The sequence below is a fragment of the Pseudofrankia saprophytica genome, assembly GCF_000235425.2.
Lineage (GTDB): Bacteria > Actinomycetota > Actinomycetes > Frankiales > Frankiaceae > Pseudofrankia > Pseudofrankia saprophytica.
This window is the reverse complement of sequence record NZ_KI912266.1, coordinates 5,970,871-5,985,906: the sequence shown is the minus strand read 5'-3', so window position 1 is coordinate 5,985,906 and position 15,036 is coordinate 5,970,871. Positions and strand designations below refer to the sequence as shown.

13 protein-coding genes are annotated in these 15,036 nt (G+C 68.3%); 7 read left to right on the top strand and 6 right to left on the bottom strand.

Annotation, left to right across the window (positions count from 1 at the left end; translation table 11 throughout):
- Window positions 1-399: 399 nt before the first annotated feature.
- From FRCN3DRAFT_RS0225360 to FRCN3DRAFT_RS46195, 3 genes are all read right to left on the bottom strand, one after another.
- Window positions 400-834 (bottom strand): hypothetical protein, encoded by a 435-nt coding sequence (locus FRCN3DRAFT_RS0225360; protein ID WP_007516036.1) that lies wholly within the window; start codon window positions 832-834, stop codon window positions 400-402.
- 119 nt (window positions 835-953) lie between these two features.
- A complete protein-coding gene (locus tag FRCN3DRAFT_RS0225355; RefSeq protein ID WP_007516035.1) occupies window positions 954-1,415 on the bottom strand; it encodes a hypothetical protein in 462 nt (153 codons plus the stop codon).
- A 163-nt stretch (window positions 1,416-1,578) separates the two neighbouring features.
- On the bottom strand, window positions 1,579-3,270 hold the full coding sequence (locus FRCN3DRAFT_RS46195) for a recombinase family protein (protein ID WP_007516034.1): 1,692 nt from the start codon (window positions 3,268-3,270) through the stop codon (window positions 1,579-1,581).
- 706 nt (window positions 3,271-3,976) lie between these two features.
- Here FRCN3DRAFT_RS46195 and FRCN3DRAFT_RS0225345 point away from each other — a divergent pair.
- The 7 genes from FRCN3DRAFT_RS0225345 (at window position 3,977) to FRCN3DRAFT_RS57485 (ending at window position 12,293) form a co-directional block, all read left to right on the top strand.
- Window positions 3,977-4,756, top strand: coding sequence for a TraM recognition domain-containing protein (locus FRCN3DRAFT_RS0225345; RefSeq protein WP_007516032.1), 780 nt, complete (start codon window positions 3,977-3,979; stop codon window positions 4,754-4,756).
- A 15-nt stretch (window positions 4,757-4,771) separates the two neighbouring features.
- Window positions 4,772-5,788 (top strand): replication-relaxation family protein, encoded by a 1,017-nt coding sequence (locus tag FRCN3DRAFT_RS0225340; protein ID WP_007516031.1) that lies wholly within the window; start codon window positions 4,772-4,774, stop codon window positions 5,786-5,788.
- Window positions 5,789-5,852: 64 nt separating this feature from the next.
- Complete coding sequence (locus tag FRCN3DRAFT_RS0225335; protein WP_007516030.1) at window positions 5,853-6,710, top strand: C40 family peptidase; 858 nt, start codon at window positions 5,853-5,855, stop codon at window positions 6,708-6,710.
- A gap of 323 nt (window positions 6,711-7,033) precedes the next feature.
- Window positions 7,034-10,243: a CHAT domain-containing tetratricopeptide repeat protein gene (locus FRCN3DRAFT_RS0225330; RefSeq protein WP_232794141.1), complete on the top strand. Its 3,210-nt coding sequence runs from the start codon at window positions 7,034-7,036 to the stop codon at window positions 10,241-10,243.
- A gap of 54 nt (window positions 10,244-10,297) precedes the next feature.
- Window positions 10,298-10,720 carry a hypothetical protein gene (locus FRCN3DRAFT_RS0225325; protein WP_007516028.1) on the top strand — a complete coding sequence of 141 codons (423 nt, stop codon included), beginning with the start codon at window positions 10,298-10,300 and terminating at the stop codon, window positions 10,718-10,720.
- A 7-nt stretch (window positions 10,721-10,727) separates the two neighbouring features.
- A complete protein-coding gene (locus FRCN3DRAFT_RS0225320; RefSeq protein ID WP_007516027.1) occupies window positions 10,728-11,657 on the top strand; it encodes a hypothetical protein in 930 nt (309 codons plus the stop codon).
- Between the two features lie 87 nt (window positions 11,658-11,744).
- The gene (locus tag FRCN3DRAFT_RS57485; protein WP_335341671.1) at window positions 11,745-12,293 is read left to right on the top strand and encodes a C40 family peptidase; all 549 of its coding nucleotides are present in this window, start codon (window positions 11,745-11,747) and stop codon (window positions 12,291-12,293) included.
- Window positions 12,294-12,379: 86 nt separating this feature from the next.
- Here FRCN3DRAFT_RS57485 and FRCN3DRAFT_RS49820 read toward each other — a convergent pair whose 3' ends face one another.
- From FRCN3DRAFT_RS49820 to FRCN3DRAFT_RS54305, 3 genes are all read right to left on the bottom strand, one after another.
- Window positions 12,380-13,462, bottom strand: a complete 1,083-nt coding sequence (locus tag FRCN3DRAFT_RS49820) for an effector-associated domain EAD1-containing protein (RefSeq protein WP_007516026.1) — start codon at window positions 13,460-13,462, stop codon at window positions 12,380-12,382.
- Window positions 13,463-13,837: 375 nt separating this feature from the next.
- Window positions 13,838-14,827 (bottom strand): hypothetical protein, encoded by a 990-nt coding sequence (locus FRCN3DRAFT_RS0225305; protein ID WP_131803662.1) that lies wholly within the window; start codon window positions 14,825-14,827, stop codon window positions 13,838-13,840.
- Window positions 14,793-14,957, bottom strand: a complete 165-nt coding sequence (locus FRCN3DRAFT_RS54305; protein ID WP_007516024.1) for a hypothetical protein — start codon at window positions 14,955-14,957, stop codon at window positions 14,793-14,795. Before FRCN3DRAFT_RS54305 ends, FRCN3DRAFT_RS0225305 begins: the two co-directional genes overlap by 35 nt.
- Between the last annotated feature and the right edge of the window lie 79 nt (window positions 14,958-15,036).

Sequence of the window (15,036 nt, the reverse complement as noted above, 5' to 3'; positions counted from 1 at the left end):
CACCGGCCGTGACTGTAGGGCATCACGGTCATCGGTGGCCGACGTGTGCTCATTGTGCGTACGGACGGCGCGGCATTTTCCGGCATCAGGAAACCCGCCACAACACCTATCGTGGCCGCGACGTGGACCAATCGGCATTTCCTGATACTGGACGGTAGCAGGAAACACGGGAATGGCCGTCTTGTAATCGGGCGGCTAGATAGGTTCTGAATGTGTTGCGCGCAACTGGCTGCTGGTTGCTTGACCTGCGGTTTTGTGTGGCGGATGAGGTTGTTCGTGCTGATGGCTGTTAGGCGCGTGTGATCGGACGGCTGTTGGGCTTTGCGCCTTGGCGGGGCTGGGGGAGGGCTTCCGTCGCGGCGGTCGACCTTGAGGGTGTGTACGCGCACACTGGGCATCTCATGGCGCCGCCTCCGGGGCGGCCGTGGTTTCTGAGCTGTGGGGCGGAGAGGTCAGGTGCGACAGGGTGATGCGCTCCTCGTGGTCGAGCACGAGGAGTCGGTTCGCCTCGATGAGGATCACGACGTCGTCCATCGACGGGTACCAGAGGTCCGACACGTGGTCGACGAAGGTCGACCACGTCATCCGTGCGCCGATCCGGTCGACGGGCCAGGCGACTCGCACGTCGACGTCCCGGCCTACCGGAAGGCTTGCCAGCCACGTCCCGAGCTGCGGCCCGGCGAGTTCCGACACGTCGCGCTCGATGTCCGGGTCGCTCCGTAGCTCTGACAGCTGCCGGAAGGATCCGCCCAGCCCTCTCTCGGTTTCCTGGTACTCGTCTGGATCAGAGGCGACTCCGATCGAGTGCAACACAAAGATCAGTCCTGGCGGCACCGGAATCCTTCCTACGCATCGGCACGGCCAGACCTGTCTGGAGCCGGTCCGCTTGGACGGGCCTCGGCAAGCGAGGCCACGCCTTTCGCACATGCCGGAGCCGGGCGGTGGCGACGACCTCAACCGCGGGTGATGCCTCGCGTGTTGAAGCTTTCGGCGACCTGGTCGAAGACGGAGGCGGCCCGCGCCGGCGCCCAGACATCGGACAGGACGGCCTCGCCGACCTGCGGGTCGTATGCGTCGAGTCCAGTCGAGGCGTGGACGATGGCGGCGAGACCGCGCAGGTCTTCGGCGATCTTCCTGGCGGTGTGTCCCTCGCTCCAGTACGGCACTGTGATGGACCACTCGCCGGAGAAGCAGCTCACCTGGATGGCGGTCGGCTCATGGTGGATCTCCCATGCCTGGGGACTCTCTCGGACTGACACCTCGCCGAGCAGCGTGCGTACTCCCGCGACCACCTGATCCCAGTTCGGCGGGTGTGCAGGGTCTGCGGGTGCGTCGTCCTGGCCCTCGAGCGCGTTGATCGCGTCTTCCCACGACTGGCCAGGCTCCCGTCGCAGGAAGATGATGTCGTAGCTCATACAGGGAACGTAGCGAAGCACCAGCGGACAGCCATTGGCGCACCGCCACACGCGCGGGTCAGGAGCAGGAGCGATCTCAAGGCCGGGTTGAGGCAGCCGTCATAGGGGTGCGGGTCATCGGTATGCCCCGTTCCCTCCGGCGAGGAGCGCGAGGTCGAAGACCTCACGTAGACCGATCATGTAGGAATGGGTCGAGTCCGTCCTCGGACACAGACACTGCGCACACGGATGATCTTGGTCTGGCTTCGGCCATGATCGTCTCCGTCTCGTGGTCGTACGTCAATTTTAGGCCGAGTTCGCGGTAGACCTCCGCCTTGTCGGCCGGGTCGGCCTCCTTCAGGATCGCGAGCAGCCCACCGAACCCGTCCACGAGCGCCTTGATCTGGAGGCGGGTGAGCCTCGCCCGGTTTGGGTGGCGGTCGCCTCGGCGTTCGAGGGCCGCGACGGCGTCTGCGCGTTCGGCTTGGACCTCGGCGATCCAGCCGGTGACGATGGCCGGATCTGCGCCGGCTTCGAGGGCGGCGCGGTGTCGAGCGAGCTTGCGGTCGCAGGTGACGATGGTCTGTCGCAGCGGGTCCGCGGCGGGGGAGTCGTCGGGCTGTGCCCGTTCCAGCGCGGTGAGCGTTGCTTCGATGTGGTCGGGGTCGAACGCGGTGGCGAGCCAGGCGTCAAGCGCGGGGAGGACGGCGTCCTCGCGGACGTAGACGGCTAGAGGATGGTCGACGTGGTTGGCGAGGGCGTACTCCTCGGGGTAGCGGCATCGGTAGTGGGCATGGCCGTGGTTCCAGTTGCCCTGCATGCGCCGGCCGCACTGCTTGTGGAACAGCAGGCTTCGAAGCGCGTAGGGATGCTGTGTTCGCGGCGTACCGATGCGTCCTGAGGCCGGGCCGCGGGTGCTGAGGCGCTGTTGGGTGGCGAGGAAGGTGCTCTCGTCGATGATTGCCGGGTGCGCGGGGCGCTCCGACCAGACCCACTTGTCCTTCTCGTTCCACTTCAGCTTGGTCTCGTAGCCGAGGGCGACGTCCTCGACGTCGAGTAGCTCCTCATGCTTGCGCTGCTTGTTCCACACCTGGTGGCCGGTGTATCGACGGTTGGCCAAGATCGCCTGCACGGCACTCTTGGACCAAGCAACGCCGTCACGATGGGGGTTGCGGGTCCGGTCGTAGGCAGATGGTGAGGGGATGCCTTCGTCGGTCAGGGTCTGCGCGATCAGGAAGAAGCCCATGCCGTCGAGGAACAGGGCGAAGATCCGCTCGACTACCGGTGCGGTGACAGGGTCCTTCTCCAGAGCATGAAGGCGCTTGCCATCGGCGGCCTTGCCTGGGTTGGGGTGCGGACCGGCGTCGGCGAGCTGGTAGCCGTAGGGCGGACGGCCACCGAGGAACCGACCCTCGACGCGGGCCTGAGTTTCCATGGCCGTGCGCACGCGGATCTTGACGCGTTGGCGTTCGCCCTTGGACATCCCGCCGAAGACGGACATGATCAGGTCGTGGGCTTCGCTGTCCGGGTCGATCGGTCCGCCGACCTCGGGTACCCACAGAGCAACGCGGTAGTGGGTGAACACGGGGAAGATCAGGCTGAACTGGTTGCCGTAGAACGCCCGGTGCGGCTCTCCGATGACAACCGCGTCGAAGCCCCGCCCGGGGTCGCGTAGCTCCTGAAGGAGCAGGTTCGACTGTGGGCGGCGCTTCCATGGGAGCGCCCGGGAGTGGCCGATGTCGAAGTACTCGGCGACGATCGCACCGTGGCTCGCGGTCAGCGCCCGCGCGCGGGTCAGCTGCCATTCCCGGGATGCCTCCGGGTCCTGCTGGTCTTCGGTCGAGACGCGGCCGTAGAACGCGAACCGGATCGTCATGCGAGTTTCCCTTCTGCCTACTCGGGCGGCGTCGAGATCTCCTCGGGCACCGTCGGTGCCTCCCCTGTGCGTCGGTCCATGACCCGTTGGATCAGTCGCAGCAATGCCATCGCCACGTTCGCTGCCACGTCCGCTGACTGCTTTGGAACGATCACCTGAACGGATGTGGCTGAGGAACGGCTGTTGGACCTTTTGGACCGCGGGGCCGGGGCGAGTTGTGCGTCGGTTACCGGCGCGGCCGTCGGGATGATCGGACTAGCGGCGCAGGAAGTGCCGGGAGGGCATGGTGCGGTACCCGGGCCGTGCGTGGAAATAGTACCGCGGCCGAGGTGTGGCGATTGCCCGGAGGTGCAGGGAAAATCGTCGGCTCCGGAACTTGATCTGGCGCATATGAAAGGCCGGTCTGGGCCCGGAAAGGCATCTGTTGTTCGGTCCGTTGTCGGACTGGGAATGAGTCCGGATGCGGACTCGTGCCTGATTTTTTTCGGAGAGGCCGCGCGCTTCGCCGCGACTCGGCTCGCACGGTCTGCGTCGGTTGCAAGCCGACCTAGGACTGCTGGACTGTCTGCGAGGGCAGAGTCGGGCGGATCATCGCCGCCGTGGGCCTCGAGCGGGTCTTCGCTTTGGTCGAGTCCGTTGCCGTCCGAAAAGCCAGCACCGATGTCGGCCGGATCATGCACGACGGCGACCCTCGTCTGCCGGAAGGTTGGTCATTCCGCCGATCCACTGGCAGTGGTACGAAGCGCTGTCCGAACCGGCGCGGGCGCACGCCGTCGCCCCGCTGATGAACAAACTCAGAGGCTTCCTGCTACGGCCGTTCGTCCGGGCCGCGATCGCCGCCGGCCCCTCGACAGTGGACATGGACGCCGTGCTCAACAACGGCGGGGTGTGCCTGGTCCGCATCGCGCAAGACGCCCTCGGGGTCGAGACCGCGGCACTCATGGGCTCGATCGTCGTGTCCTCGGTCTGGCAGGCCACCACCCGCCGCGCCCGCATGCCCCAGGGGAAACGGCCGGACGCCAGCCTGTTCTTGGACGAGGCCCACAACTTCCTCACGCTGCCGTACGCGCTGGAGGACATGCTCGCCGCCGCCCGCGGCTACCGCCTCGGGATCACCCTGGCGCACCAGAACCTCGCCCAGCTGCCACGGCACCTTGAAGAGAGCATCGCCGCGAACGCCCGCAGCAAGATCTACTTCACGATGTCGCCGGCCGACGCGAAGCGCCTCGTCCGCCACGTCGAGCCCCGCCTGTCCGAGCACGACCTGGCCAACCTCGGCCGCTTCCACGCGGCCACCCGCCTCGTCGTCGTCGGAGAAGAGGCACCGGCCTTCACGCTGCGCACCGAGAAGCTCCCCGCCCCAGTGCCCGGCCGGGCCGCGCAGATCCGCCGCGAGCTGCGCCGCCGCACACCCACCCCTGCACCGACGCCGCCGGACCCACAGGCCCCGCAGCCACAGGCCGACCCCCGCCGATCCGCCAGCTGACACCACGGAGTTCTCATGGTCGCCTACCCGCAGCCCCAACGTGCCCTGCGCATCCCGCCCCGGGCCCCCGGCCGGGTCGTTGCCGACGCCGCGCTGGTCACCTATCTCGCCCGCCACCTCTCGCCCCGCGACCGGTGGATCACCCGGCTGGCCCACGAGCACCGGGTGTTGACCACCCACCAGATCGTCGAGGTCGGCTGGTCCAGCCAACGGGCCGCGAATCGCCGGCTACTCGAGCTCTACCGGTGGCGGGTCCTCGACCGCTTCCAGCCCCTGGTTCCCGTCGGGCAGGGCCAGCCCCCGGCGCACTACGTCTGTGACATCGCCGGCGCCAGTGTGCTCGCCGCCGAGGACAGCATCGAGCTGAAGGAGACCGGCTACCGCCACACCCGTGCGATGGCCGTCGCCCACTCGCTGCGCTTGGCGCACACGGTCGCCGTCAATGGCTTCTTCACCGCCCTGATCGCCCACGCCCGCCGCCCCACCCCACCCGGCACCCTGACCGCCTGGTGGTCAGAAACCCGCTGCCTACGCGCGTTCGGCGACATCGTCCGCCCCGACGCCTACGGCCGCTGGAGCACCGCCCGGGGCGAGATCGAATGGTTCCTCGAACTCGACTGGGCCACCGAACAGCTGGGCCGGCTCGCTTTGAAGATCGGCGACTACGGCCGGCTCGCGGCGGCGACCAGGATCAGCACCCCGGTGCTGTTCTGGTTCCCCACCGCCGGACGGGAGACCAACGCGCGGCGAACGCTCGCCACGGCGCTGGCCGGGCTCGACCAGCCCGACATGGTCCCGGTCGCCACCACCGCCGCCACCCTCGCCCCCGCCGACGCCCAGCTCGATCCCACCCTTCCCCGCTGGCTGCCCCTGACCACGGCCCGCGGCGGACGGCTCCCCCTCGACCAGCTCACCTCCGCTTGGCCCCGGCTACGACCCCCCGACCCGATCGACGGCCGCTCTGGTGACACCTCGGCACGGCCGGGCCTGCGCCCGCCCACACCGATGCCCCCGAGCGGTACCGGGGGGTGAGCGACCACGACCAAATACCTCACCGCCGCCGTCGCCGCCGTGGTCCTGCTCATCGTGATGACAGGTGCCGCCGCCGAACCTCTACATGCAGGCCGCCGCGACCTGCCCCGGCCTGTCCTGGACGACAATCGCCGCCATCGGCAAGGTCGAATCCGATCACGGTCGTAGTCGGCTGCCGGGCGTGGCCAGCGGCACCAACAGCGCCGGCGCCGGCGGTCCCATGCAGTTCCTCGCCCCGACCTTCGCCGAGGTCGTCGCCCACCACCAGCTACCAGCGGGCGGCGCGGACCCGCCGTCGCTCCACAACCCCCAGGACGCCGTCTACGCCGCCGCGGCCTACCTGTGCGACAACCACGTCGCCACCGACCTGACCGGGGCGCTGTGGGCGTATAACCATGACGATTCCTACGTCGCTCAGGTCCTCACCCAGGCCACCCAGTACTCTGAACCGAACCCGAACGCTTCAGTAGCGTGCGCTACATTTCAGTCATCGTTTCAGTCCGGGATAGATCATTTCAGTAGCGTCGCGCTGACTGCCGTTCAGTTCGCTTGCGGGCAGATCGGTAAGCCCTACGTCTGGGGTGGTAATGGCGAGCCCGGGTTCGACTGCAGTGGTCTGACGGCTGCCGCCTATGCCGCCGCGGGTGCCCAGATCCCTCGTACGGCCCAGGGCCAGTACAACGCCGGCCCGCTTGTTTCAGCTGATAGGCCCCTGCTGCCGGGGGACCTGGTGTTCTTCGGTGGCGGACCAGCCAAGGTCACCCATGTCGGCATCTTCCTTGGTATCCAGAATGGCCAGGCGATGATGGTGGACGCGCCTCACGAGGGGGCTTACGTCCGCGTCGAACCGTTTCCCGCGACGGTGGGTGCCCGATGGGGATCAGAGCTCTACCTCGGAGCGAGTACGCCAACCGCTGGCTGACACGGGCGCAGGCGGCGGACGACGGGAGCCTGGAGCGCCGTTTGCCGGCCTCGGCCGCTCGCGCTCCGTGCACGCCGTTCAGCGATGTGGGCCGAGTCGGTGGTCGAGGTGGCGCGCGAGGACGCGTCGGGCGTCGTCCGCTGATCGGCGGTGACCTCGGCCCCTACGGCGTCCTCCATGTCCGGCTTCGGGCGGCGGACACCATCATCGTGCTGGTTAGATCGTTAAGTGGAGCCGACCGATCGGTAGGCAGGACCCAACTCGACCCTTGATGCCAATATGATCTCTTAACTTGGCGAGCAGGGGCGTGTAGCAACGTCGCGATGAAGGCGGTAGCAGAGGTGTGGGCACGGTTGGAACAGTTCCGAGCGCGACTCGACAGACGTAATCCCGTCTTAATCGCCCGTCTGCAGATCACGGCGATGCGCGCCGAGGAACTTATGCGGAACACGGTGCGTACCGGTGACCGTGCCGGGCTGACCGCGGCGATCGACCTGCATCGGCAGGCGCTGGACATCTGTCCTTCCGACCATCCGGCGCAGGCCGGGATACTGGCCAATCTGGCTGCCGCACTGTATGTCCGGTTCGAGTGGTCAGGCAGGAGGGCGGATCTGGATGAGGCAGTCGTCGCAGGCCGCGCGGCGCTGGCCGCCCTTCGACCCGGCGATCCCAACCTGGCCGGATGGCTGTCCAACCTCGGGGCGGCGTTGCGTACCCGGTCCGAGCGGTGGGGCAGCAGGGCGGATCTGGACGAGGCCATCAGCGTGGGTCGCGACGCGGTGGCTGCCAGCCCACCCGACCATCCGGAAATGATCAAACGACTGGGCAACCTGGCCGCCGCGCTGCGTATTCGGTCCGAGTGGACGGGCAGCGAGGCGGATCTGGACGAGGCCGTGAGCGCAGGCCGCGAAGCGCTGGCTGTCAGCTCACACCACCCGGAAAGAACCACGATGGTGGCTAACCATGTGGCCGCGCTACGTCTCCGGTCCGAGCGGACGGGCAGCCAAGCGGACCTGGATGAGGCCATCAGAGCCGGCCGGGCGGCGCTGGCCGCCTGGGCACCCGGCGACCCTGCGAAGGTCGCTCTGGTAACGAACCTGGGCACGGCGCTACAGGCTCGGTTCGAACTGTTGGGCAGCCGGGCGGATCTGGATGAGGCCATCGGCGCCGCCCGCGACGCGGTGACGGCGAGTCCACCCGATCATCTCGACCGTGCCACGGCAGGGGCGAATCTTGGTCTTGCGCTCCGTATCCGATCGCAGCGGACGGGCAGCGAGGCAGACCTGGATGAGGCCGTGAGCACCGGCCGGGCGGCGCTGGCAGCCAGCCCACCTGACCATCCCCACCGGGCCGGATGGCTGTCCAACCTCGCCGCCGCGCTGCTTATCCGGTCCGAGTGGACGGGAAGCCAGGCGGATCTGGACGACGCCGTCAGCGCCGGCCGCGACGCAGTGGCCACCAGCCCACCCGACCATCCGGGCATGGCCAGCTACCTGTCCAACCTCAGCCGCGCCCTGCTGACCCGGTTCGAACTGTTGGACAGCCAGGCGGATCTGGACGAGGCGGTCACCGCCGGCCGCGACGCAGTGGCCACCAGCCCACCCACTCATCCCTACCGCGCCGCGTGGCTTTCCAATCTGGGCATCGCCCTGCTGACCCGGTTCGAGCGATCACCCAGCCAGGCCGATCTAGACGAGGCGGTCATGGCGTGCCGCGGGGCGCTGGACGCCAGCCCGCCCGATCATCCCTACCGCGCCGCATGGCTCTCTAACCTGGGCACCGCCCTAAGCCTCCGGTTCGAGCAGTACGGCGACCAGGCGGATCTAGACGAGGCGATCGCCGCGAGTCGGGCCGCCGTGGCCGTCGAGGTGGCGTCACCTCGGCTTCGCGCGCGGGCCGCACGCGGTTGGGGACACACCGCTGCCGACGGGATGCGGTGGGACGAGGCCGTCGCGGGTTTCGCGGCAGCCGTTGACCTCCTGGGACGGGTGGCACCGCGTAGCCTCGCCCGAGGCGACCAGGAACATCTACTCGCCGAGCTAGGCGGCCTGGGATCGCAAGCGGCGGCATGCTGCGTGCACGCCGGCCTAGCGGAACGCGCGATCGAACTCTTCGAGCAGGGCCGTGGGGTCCTGCTGGGTCAGGCATTGGACACCCGCACCGACCTGACCGCGCTCGCTGAGCAGTTTCCGGACCTAGCCAGACGGTTCATCGCTCTGCGTGACGACCTCGACAGGGCCGATGGCTTGGGTACGCGACCGGTGACGACACCTCCCGGGTGGGACCATAACGTCGACGTAGCACGCGGCGACGTGGAGCGACGGCGGCAGCTAGCCGACGCATTCGACCAGACGATCGGCGAGATCCGGGACCTGCCGGCCTTCGCGCGTTTCCTGCGTCCACCACCGGTGCAGGACCTGACGGCGGCTGCGGCGAGCGGTCCGGTCGTCGTCGTCAACGTCTCCCGGTTCGGCTCGCACGCGCTGATCCTGACCACCGGAGGTGTCCTGGAGCCGGTGCCGCTGGTGGCTCTAACTACCGAGGCCGTCTACGACCAGGCGGACGGATTCCTCGCAGCCCTCGACGAGGTGTCCTCGCCAGACGGAGGTACCGAAGGTTGGGGTGCCGCGCAACGGCGGCTGGCGGACACGCTCGGCTGGCTGTGGGACGCCGTCACCGGCCCGGTCCTGGACCGGTTAGGCATCACCGGACCGCCCCAGAAGGACGAGGAGTGGCCGCGGCTGTGGTGGTGTGTGTCCGGACTGCTGTCGTTCCTGCCATTGCACGCCGCCGGCCACCACGCCACCCGCTTCGATCCCGCCCCGAAAACGGTGGTTGACCGAGTGGTGTCGTCCTACACCCCGACCATCCGGGCGCTGATCTACGCCCGCCGGACCCACTCAGGCGACAGAGACGTCGACCGAGGACGGCTCGGTTCGGACAGCCGGCTGGTGGTGGCGATGCCGCACACCCCTGAGGCCGCTGATCTTCCCGGTGCGGATGCGGAGGTCGCCATGCTCCAGCAGCGTTTCCCGGACCGGACCAGCACGCTTGTCGGACCTCAGGCCACCCGCGCGGCGGTGCTTGCCGCGCTGCCCACGGCGGGGTGGGCGCATCTCGCCTGCCACGGGTCGAGCGACCCCAGTCACCCTTCTGCCAGTCGGCTGCTCCTCCAAGACCACCGGCAGCAGCCGTTGACCGTGGTCGACGTGGCCCGGCTGCGTCTGGACGATGCTCAGCTGGCGTTCCTATCGGCCTGCTCGACAGCCCGCCCAGGTAACCGGCTGGCCGACGAAGCGATCCACCTCGCCTCGGCGTTCCAACTAGCCGGCTACCGGCACGTGATCGGCACCCTGTCGCCGATCAATGATCGGCACGCCGCGACCCTCGCCCGCGATATCTACACCGCCCTCCCTGACGCCGACGGCGTCATCGACGCAGCTGCCGCGCTGCATGCCGCGACCCGCCGGCTGCGCAACCGATGGGCACACATGCCGTCGGTGTGGGCGTCGCACATCCACAGCGGCGCCTGACGTGAACCTGGAAAACTCGGTCGTGAGATCAGTACGACGCGCGCAGGGGGACTGATGGGAACCTATGACGACGGGGTGCTGGAAGCCGCGCGAACGATCCGGCCCTACCTGACAGACCTGGTCGGACCGGATGCCGCCGGACCTCTGGACCGGCAGATCGCCGACCACCTCAACAGCTCCGCCGGCCGGGTGCAGACCAGCAGCCAGCTTCAGATGGTGCTTGACGAACATGAGGACACCCGCTGGTTCCTCGCCGAGACGCTGGCCGACGCACCCCACTACAGGCCGCCCTACCTTCAGCCGCCCTACGTGCCGCGTGGCGCCGGCGGCATGGCCTCTCCAGCCGGTGACGCCGGACTGATCGGCGCGAACCGCTACACCTGCCCGCGCGGCGGCGACTACGTCTGGTACCGGCCAGAAATCGGCACCCCGGTTCCGGACTGCAAAACCCACCAGGTCCCGCTGGTCCGGAGCTGACGGCCGCGTGCTCACCGCATTCTGGGAGGCCGCCGGGAACAAGCTCGCCGACCGATGGGCCACCGCCTCCGTCCCCGCACTCGTCTTCTGGCTAGCTGGGCTGGCTGCCTTCGCCCGCCATCGAGGCGGCCTGCACACCCTGTCCACCCAGACCGGCTGGCTCGACCGGCAGACCCCCGCGACCCAGGTCGCGGTCATCCTGACCGTCCTGCTCGCCGTCGCCGCATCCGGGATCGTCATGAACCGACTCGCCACCCCCGCTCTGCGGCTGCTGGAGGGCTACTGGCCGGCATGGGCCGGACCGCTACATCACCGGCTCACCGACAGGCTCGCGCGCCGCGCCGCCGCCGAGGCCTCGGCCTGGCAGCAGGCCTACAACCGAGCCCACGAGTCAACCGCCCCCACCGCCGAGGACCTCGCCACCTATACCCGGCTGGAACGTCGCCGTCGTCGTCGGCCCGCCGCGCCCGCTTACTTCATGCCCACACCGATCGGAAACATCTTGCGCGCCGCCGAACGCCGCCCCATAGACAAGTACGGCCTGGACACCGTCGCGCTGTGGCCCAGGATCTGGACACTGCTCCCCGACGCGATCCGCGAGGAGATTCTCACCATCCGTGCCAGCCTCGACACCGCCGTCACCACCGCCATGTGGGGCCTGCTGTTCTGCGCGTTCGCTCCCTTCACCTACCTGGCCGTCCCGATCGGCCTCGGCGTCGCCGCGCTGACGATTGTCGTTACCGTCCCGACCCGGGCGCAGCTCTTCGGTGACCTGATCGAGACCGCTTACGACCTGCACCGCGCCGCCCTCTACCAACAGCTTCGCTGGCCCCCACCCACCAACCCGCACGAGGAACGCGCATGCGGGCAACGGCTGACCGCGTACCTGTGGCGGGGCTCCGACGACACGACTCCCACCTTCACTTCACCCACATAGACAACTGGCGCCATCGCCAGACAGCCCCGCGCGACGAGTGAAAACCCCACACCGAATCGGGGACCGGCTACAGCTACATCGCGCTGAATCCGCGGGCGAGCGCCGGCCGGACCTCCGACTGAAAGATCAACCGGACGATCGCACACAACTAGGCGCACTCCAAGATTTCAGTGTCCAGCTCACGGCGCCGACCGACTGAAGTCTTCGGGTGCGGTTGACAAGTACAGCTCGACCAGCGGCTTCGCCGCCGACACCGCGCCGTCCGACGCCGGCTACGCCGCCGTCCTCTACGCCCAGGGACAGGTCGGCCTTCCCTACCTGTGGGGCGGAGACGGGCCGGCCGAGGGCGGCTGGGACTGCTCCGGCCTAACCCGTGCTGCCTACCGCGCCGCCGGCCGTGACCTGCCCCGCACCGCCCAGACCCAGTACGAAGCCGGCCCCGTAGTCCCACCCGGAGAACCACTCCAGATCGGCGACCTTGTCTACTACGGCACCGCCACCAACATCCACCACGTCGCGATCTACATCGGAAACGGCCAGATGATCAGCGCTCCGGGACAGGGCAAGGTGGTACACGTCGCCCCGTACAGGTGGGCGGGAGACGACTATTTCGGAGCGACACGTCCGGGAAAATGAGCTTTATTGGCCGAGGCCGCCGCGACCGTGGGGCCCGGTCGTCAGCGGGTCATTAAGGTACCGCGCCCGCATCGTTAACGTTCCGCCTACTGGTCTGTATGCGGCAAAGGCTCGGGCTCTTGGCTATACGCCCAGGCGGGTTCGTCGCTGGTCATGTCTTCTGGTCCGCTCGTCTCGCGACGCTGTGTGGGAGCTGGCGTGGCCGTGACGTCGTCGAGCTGCCGGTCGACGTCCGCGAAGGCCAGTGCCCAGGCCTCGTCACCGCGTATCTGGTAGATACCGGGGCTGGTCTCGATGGACCGTGCGCGTAGAGGTTCGGTCAGGTGAGGTGGCCAGGTTGTCTCCTCGGTCCAGGTCACGCCGGCCAGCAGGTCGAGGCCGTCGAGGCCGACGCCCTTCAGCGCGGACAGGTCCAGTCCGGAGGCCTCGACCGTGACCGTGCCCATCAGGTGCTCGCCGAGGTCGTTGAGCGTGTCCAACATTGTCCGCAGATCGCGAAGGGCGGGGATCCGTAGCCGGTTGACAAGATCGTGTGCCAGGTAACACGCCCGGTCGAGCCCGGGGCTGTCATCGCCGCCAAGTTCACGGGCGCGGTCCAAGGCGGCGGCCAGCTGGTCGGTCAGCTGGTGCGCGCGGTCAAGGGAACGGCCACGCCCTTGGTCGAGCCAGTCCGCGAGTCGGTCGCCGCCCGCGCGGGCGAGGCCTCGGGCGTTGCCAGCCGGAAGGGCGTCGGCGTCAGTGCCGTGTTCTCGGGCAGCGCGCTGGGCGAACCTGCGGGCTCCCTTGCGGGCGACGGCGCTACCGAACGACCGGGCAGTGGCGTCTGCGACCAGCCACATGACCTCTAGGCAGGCCAGGCGGGCGGCGACGACCGCGGCGACCACGTCGCCCGCGGCGCCGCCGGGCAGCGGGCCACCCACGAACGCCGGATTGGCGGGAAACCAGGCATGCGCCGCGGCCAGAAGCCGGTCCCGGCCGTCAGCCAACACACCCGCGGCAAGCAGGCGCGACACCTCCGACCAGAAAAGGTGCGCGCTCAGTCCCGCCACCCATGCTGGATGATGCGCTCGGCGAAGACCGGCCCCGTTCAACAACTGACCGGCAGACAGCGGATCCGTGAACAGCTCCGCGAGTGCGCCGATCTCGCCAGTCGTGAGCCCTTCTCCCATGCGTACCCCCGATCCCAGGCATGCGCGACGAGATCGCACGGCATGCTCCCGGACAGCATGCATGGTCATCGACCCGGCTGTCACACGTCGTTGGCCCGCGGCCTGCTGCCCGTTGCGAAGCGATAAATCTGGCGCCACCACGGCCAACCGTCCCCTTCAGCGCAAGCTCGGAGGAGGGGGAGACGGGCGGGCGCGACCGTGCCAGCTCACCCGAGCTCGCCCACGCGGCCCGTTCCCGGAAGGCCCTCAAGGTCGACAGCAGGGTGAATACCGCACGGTTCGAATAACTGCACTCCACCAGCCTAAAGAGGATTGATTCGCCCGAAGAAGCGGGCGGAATCCACCAGTCGACCAGATCCCCCGAGAGACGGTCGGTTATGCCCGAGATCGAGATCTCTGCCTTGGTGACAGGTTGAACTCCTCGGTGATGACCAGCGGAACCCATTTAATCTCGGCGAACCGCTCGACGGTCGCGGTGAATCTGCCCTCGGTCGGGCCGGCCAGTGAGGTCGTCGGGCCAATGATCGCAAGAGCGTTCGCAAAAGTGCGCACTGCGATGTTGATCAGCTGCTGCAGCGCAAAGGCGTATTGGTGCCTCGTGCGCTCTGAAGCCATCATTATCCGCCCGTCGCTGTCCCACCACGAGTTACGCATCGCCTCCCCTGCGGAGAAGTGCACCGCCCGGCTCGTCGCCGCGAACAAGTAGTCGTACCTGGCTTGGGCGCCGACCCGCTCAGCGACCCAGTTCGTGGAGGGTACGACGGTTCCCTTGGGCCAGCCCAACTCTTGGCCGAGTGTTCGTAGATCGTCGCGGATCTTCGACGTTTCGCGGCCGGCTGCATCCGCGAACCTGGACGGGAACCCGACGCCTCGAAGGGCATCGGCGCCCGCATAGTTGTGAAAGGCGGCTAGCCCCCGCAACGCGTCGTTGAGCCTCATGGCTGTGAGCAGCCGCTCGCCTGGCTCGGCGTCAAGAGTCTCGACGTACGCGAGCCAGATCTGCTCTTCGAATGCTTGCCGGACAAAGGCGGTTGCCAGGTTGCCAAGGCATTGGTCGCCAAGCAACAGCGCCGCACGCAGCGCGGAAGTCTGCCGCTCGATAACCGCCTTCGCGACTACATGGCGGATCGCGAGGTCTGGCGCGAACTGCAACTCGCTGGCCGCTAGCAGCGCATCGAAGATCCCGAGGAATTCACGTGCGGACGCCTCCAGCTGCGCTCCGAGCGACGGGCCCGCCTCCGACGAATTTTCGATCATGCCACCCCCAATGAGGGCGACCGTAGCAGAATCGGACAGTTCCTCCGTAGTCATTTTTGCGGCGGCGCGCCCTTCAGGCTGCGTTGCTGCGGAAGACCTGCCGGTCATGCCAGGTGATGTGCTCGACGTCCACAAGAGCTTCGCCGGGGCGGGGGGAGGCGAGCGGGCGTCCCGCGAGGTCGTAGACCGCCCGGCCGGATGGCGTCTGGGCGATGTAGAGCTCGGACACCTTGAGCATGCGGTCAGGGGTGAGGCCGATGACGCCGAGGTCGAGCAGTGTGTGGTGCAGCGAGCACGGCTCGCCGGGCGGCGCCGCG

Bases quoted from the DNA above. Each gene is read 5' to 3' on its own strand.
- FRCN3DRAFT_RS0225305 (WP_131803662.1), bottom strand. From the start codon at position 14,827: ATGACCGGCAGGTCTTCCGCAGCAACGCAGCCTGAAGGGCGCGCCGCC.
- FRCN3DRAFT_RS49820 (WP_007516026.1), bottom strand. From the start codon at position 13,462: ATGGGAGAAGGGCTCACGACTGGCGAGATCGGCGCACTCGCGGAGCTG.
- FRCN3DRAFT_RS0225325 (WP_007516028.1), top strand. From the start codon at position 10,298: ATGGGAACCTATGACGACGGGGTGCTGGAAGCCGCGCGAACGATCCGG.
- FRCN3DRAFT_RS0225355 (WP_007516035.1), bottom strand. From the start codon at position 1,415: ATGAGCTACGACATCATCTTCCTGCGACGGGAGCCTGGCCAGTCGTGG.
- FRCN3DRAFT_RS54305 (WP_007516024.1), bottom strand. From the start codon at position 14,957: ATGCTCAAGGTGTCCGAGCTCTACATCGCCCAGACGCCATCCGGCCGG.
- FRCN3DRAFT_RS0225330 (WP_232794141.1), top strand. From the start codon at position 7,034: ATGAAGGCGGTAGCAGAGGTGTGGGCACGGTTGGAACAGTTCCGAGCG.
- FRCN3DRAFT_RS0225340 (WP_007516031.1), top strand. From the start codon at position 4,772: ATGGTCGCCTACCCGCAGCCCCAACGTGCCCTGCGCATCCCGCCCCGG.
- FRCN3DRAFT_RS46195 (WP_007516034.1), bottom strand. From the start codon at position 3,270: ATGACGATCCGGTTCGCGTTCTACGGCCGCGTCTCGACCGAAGACCAG.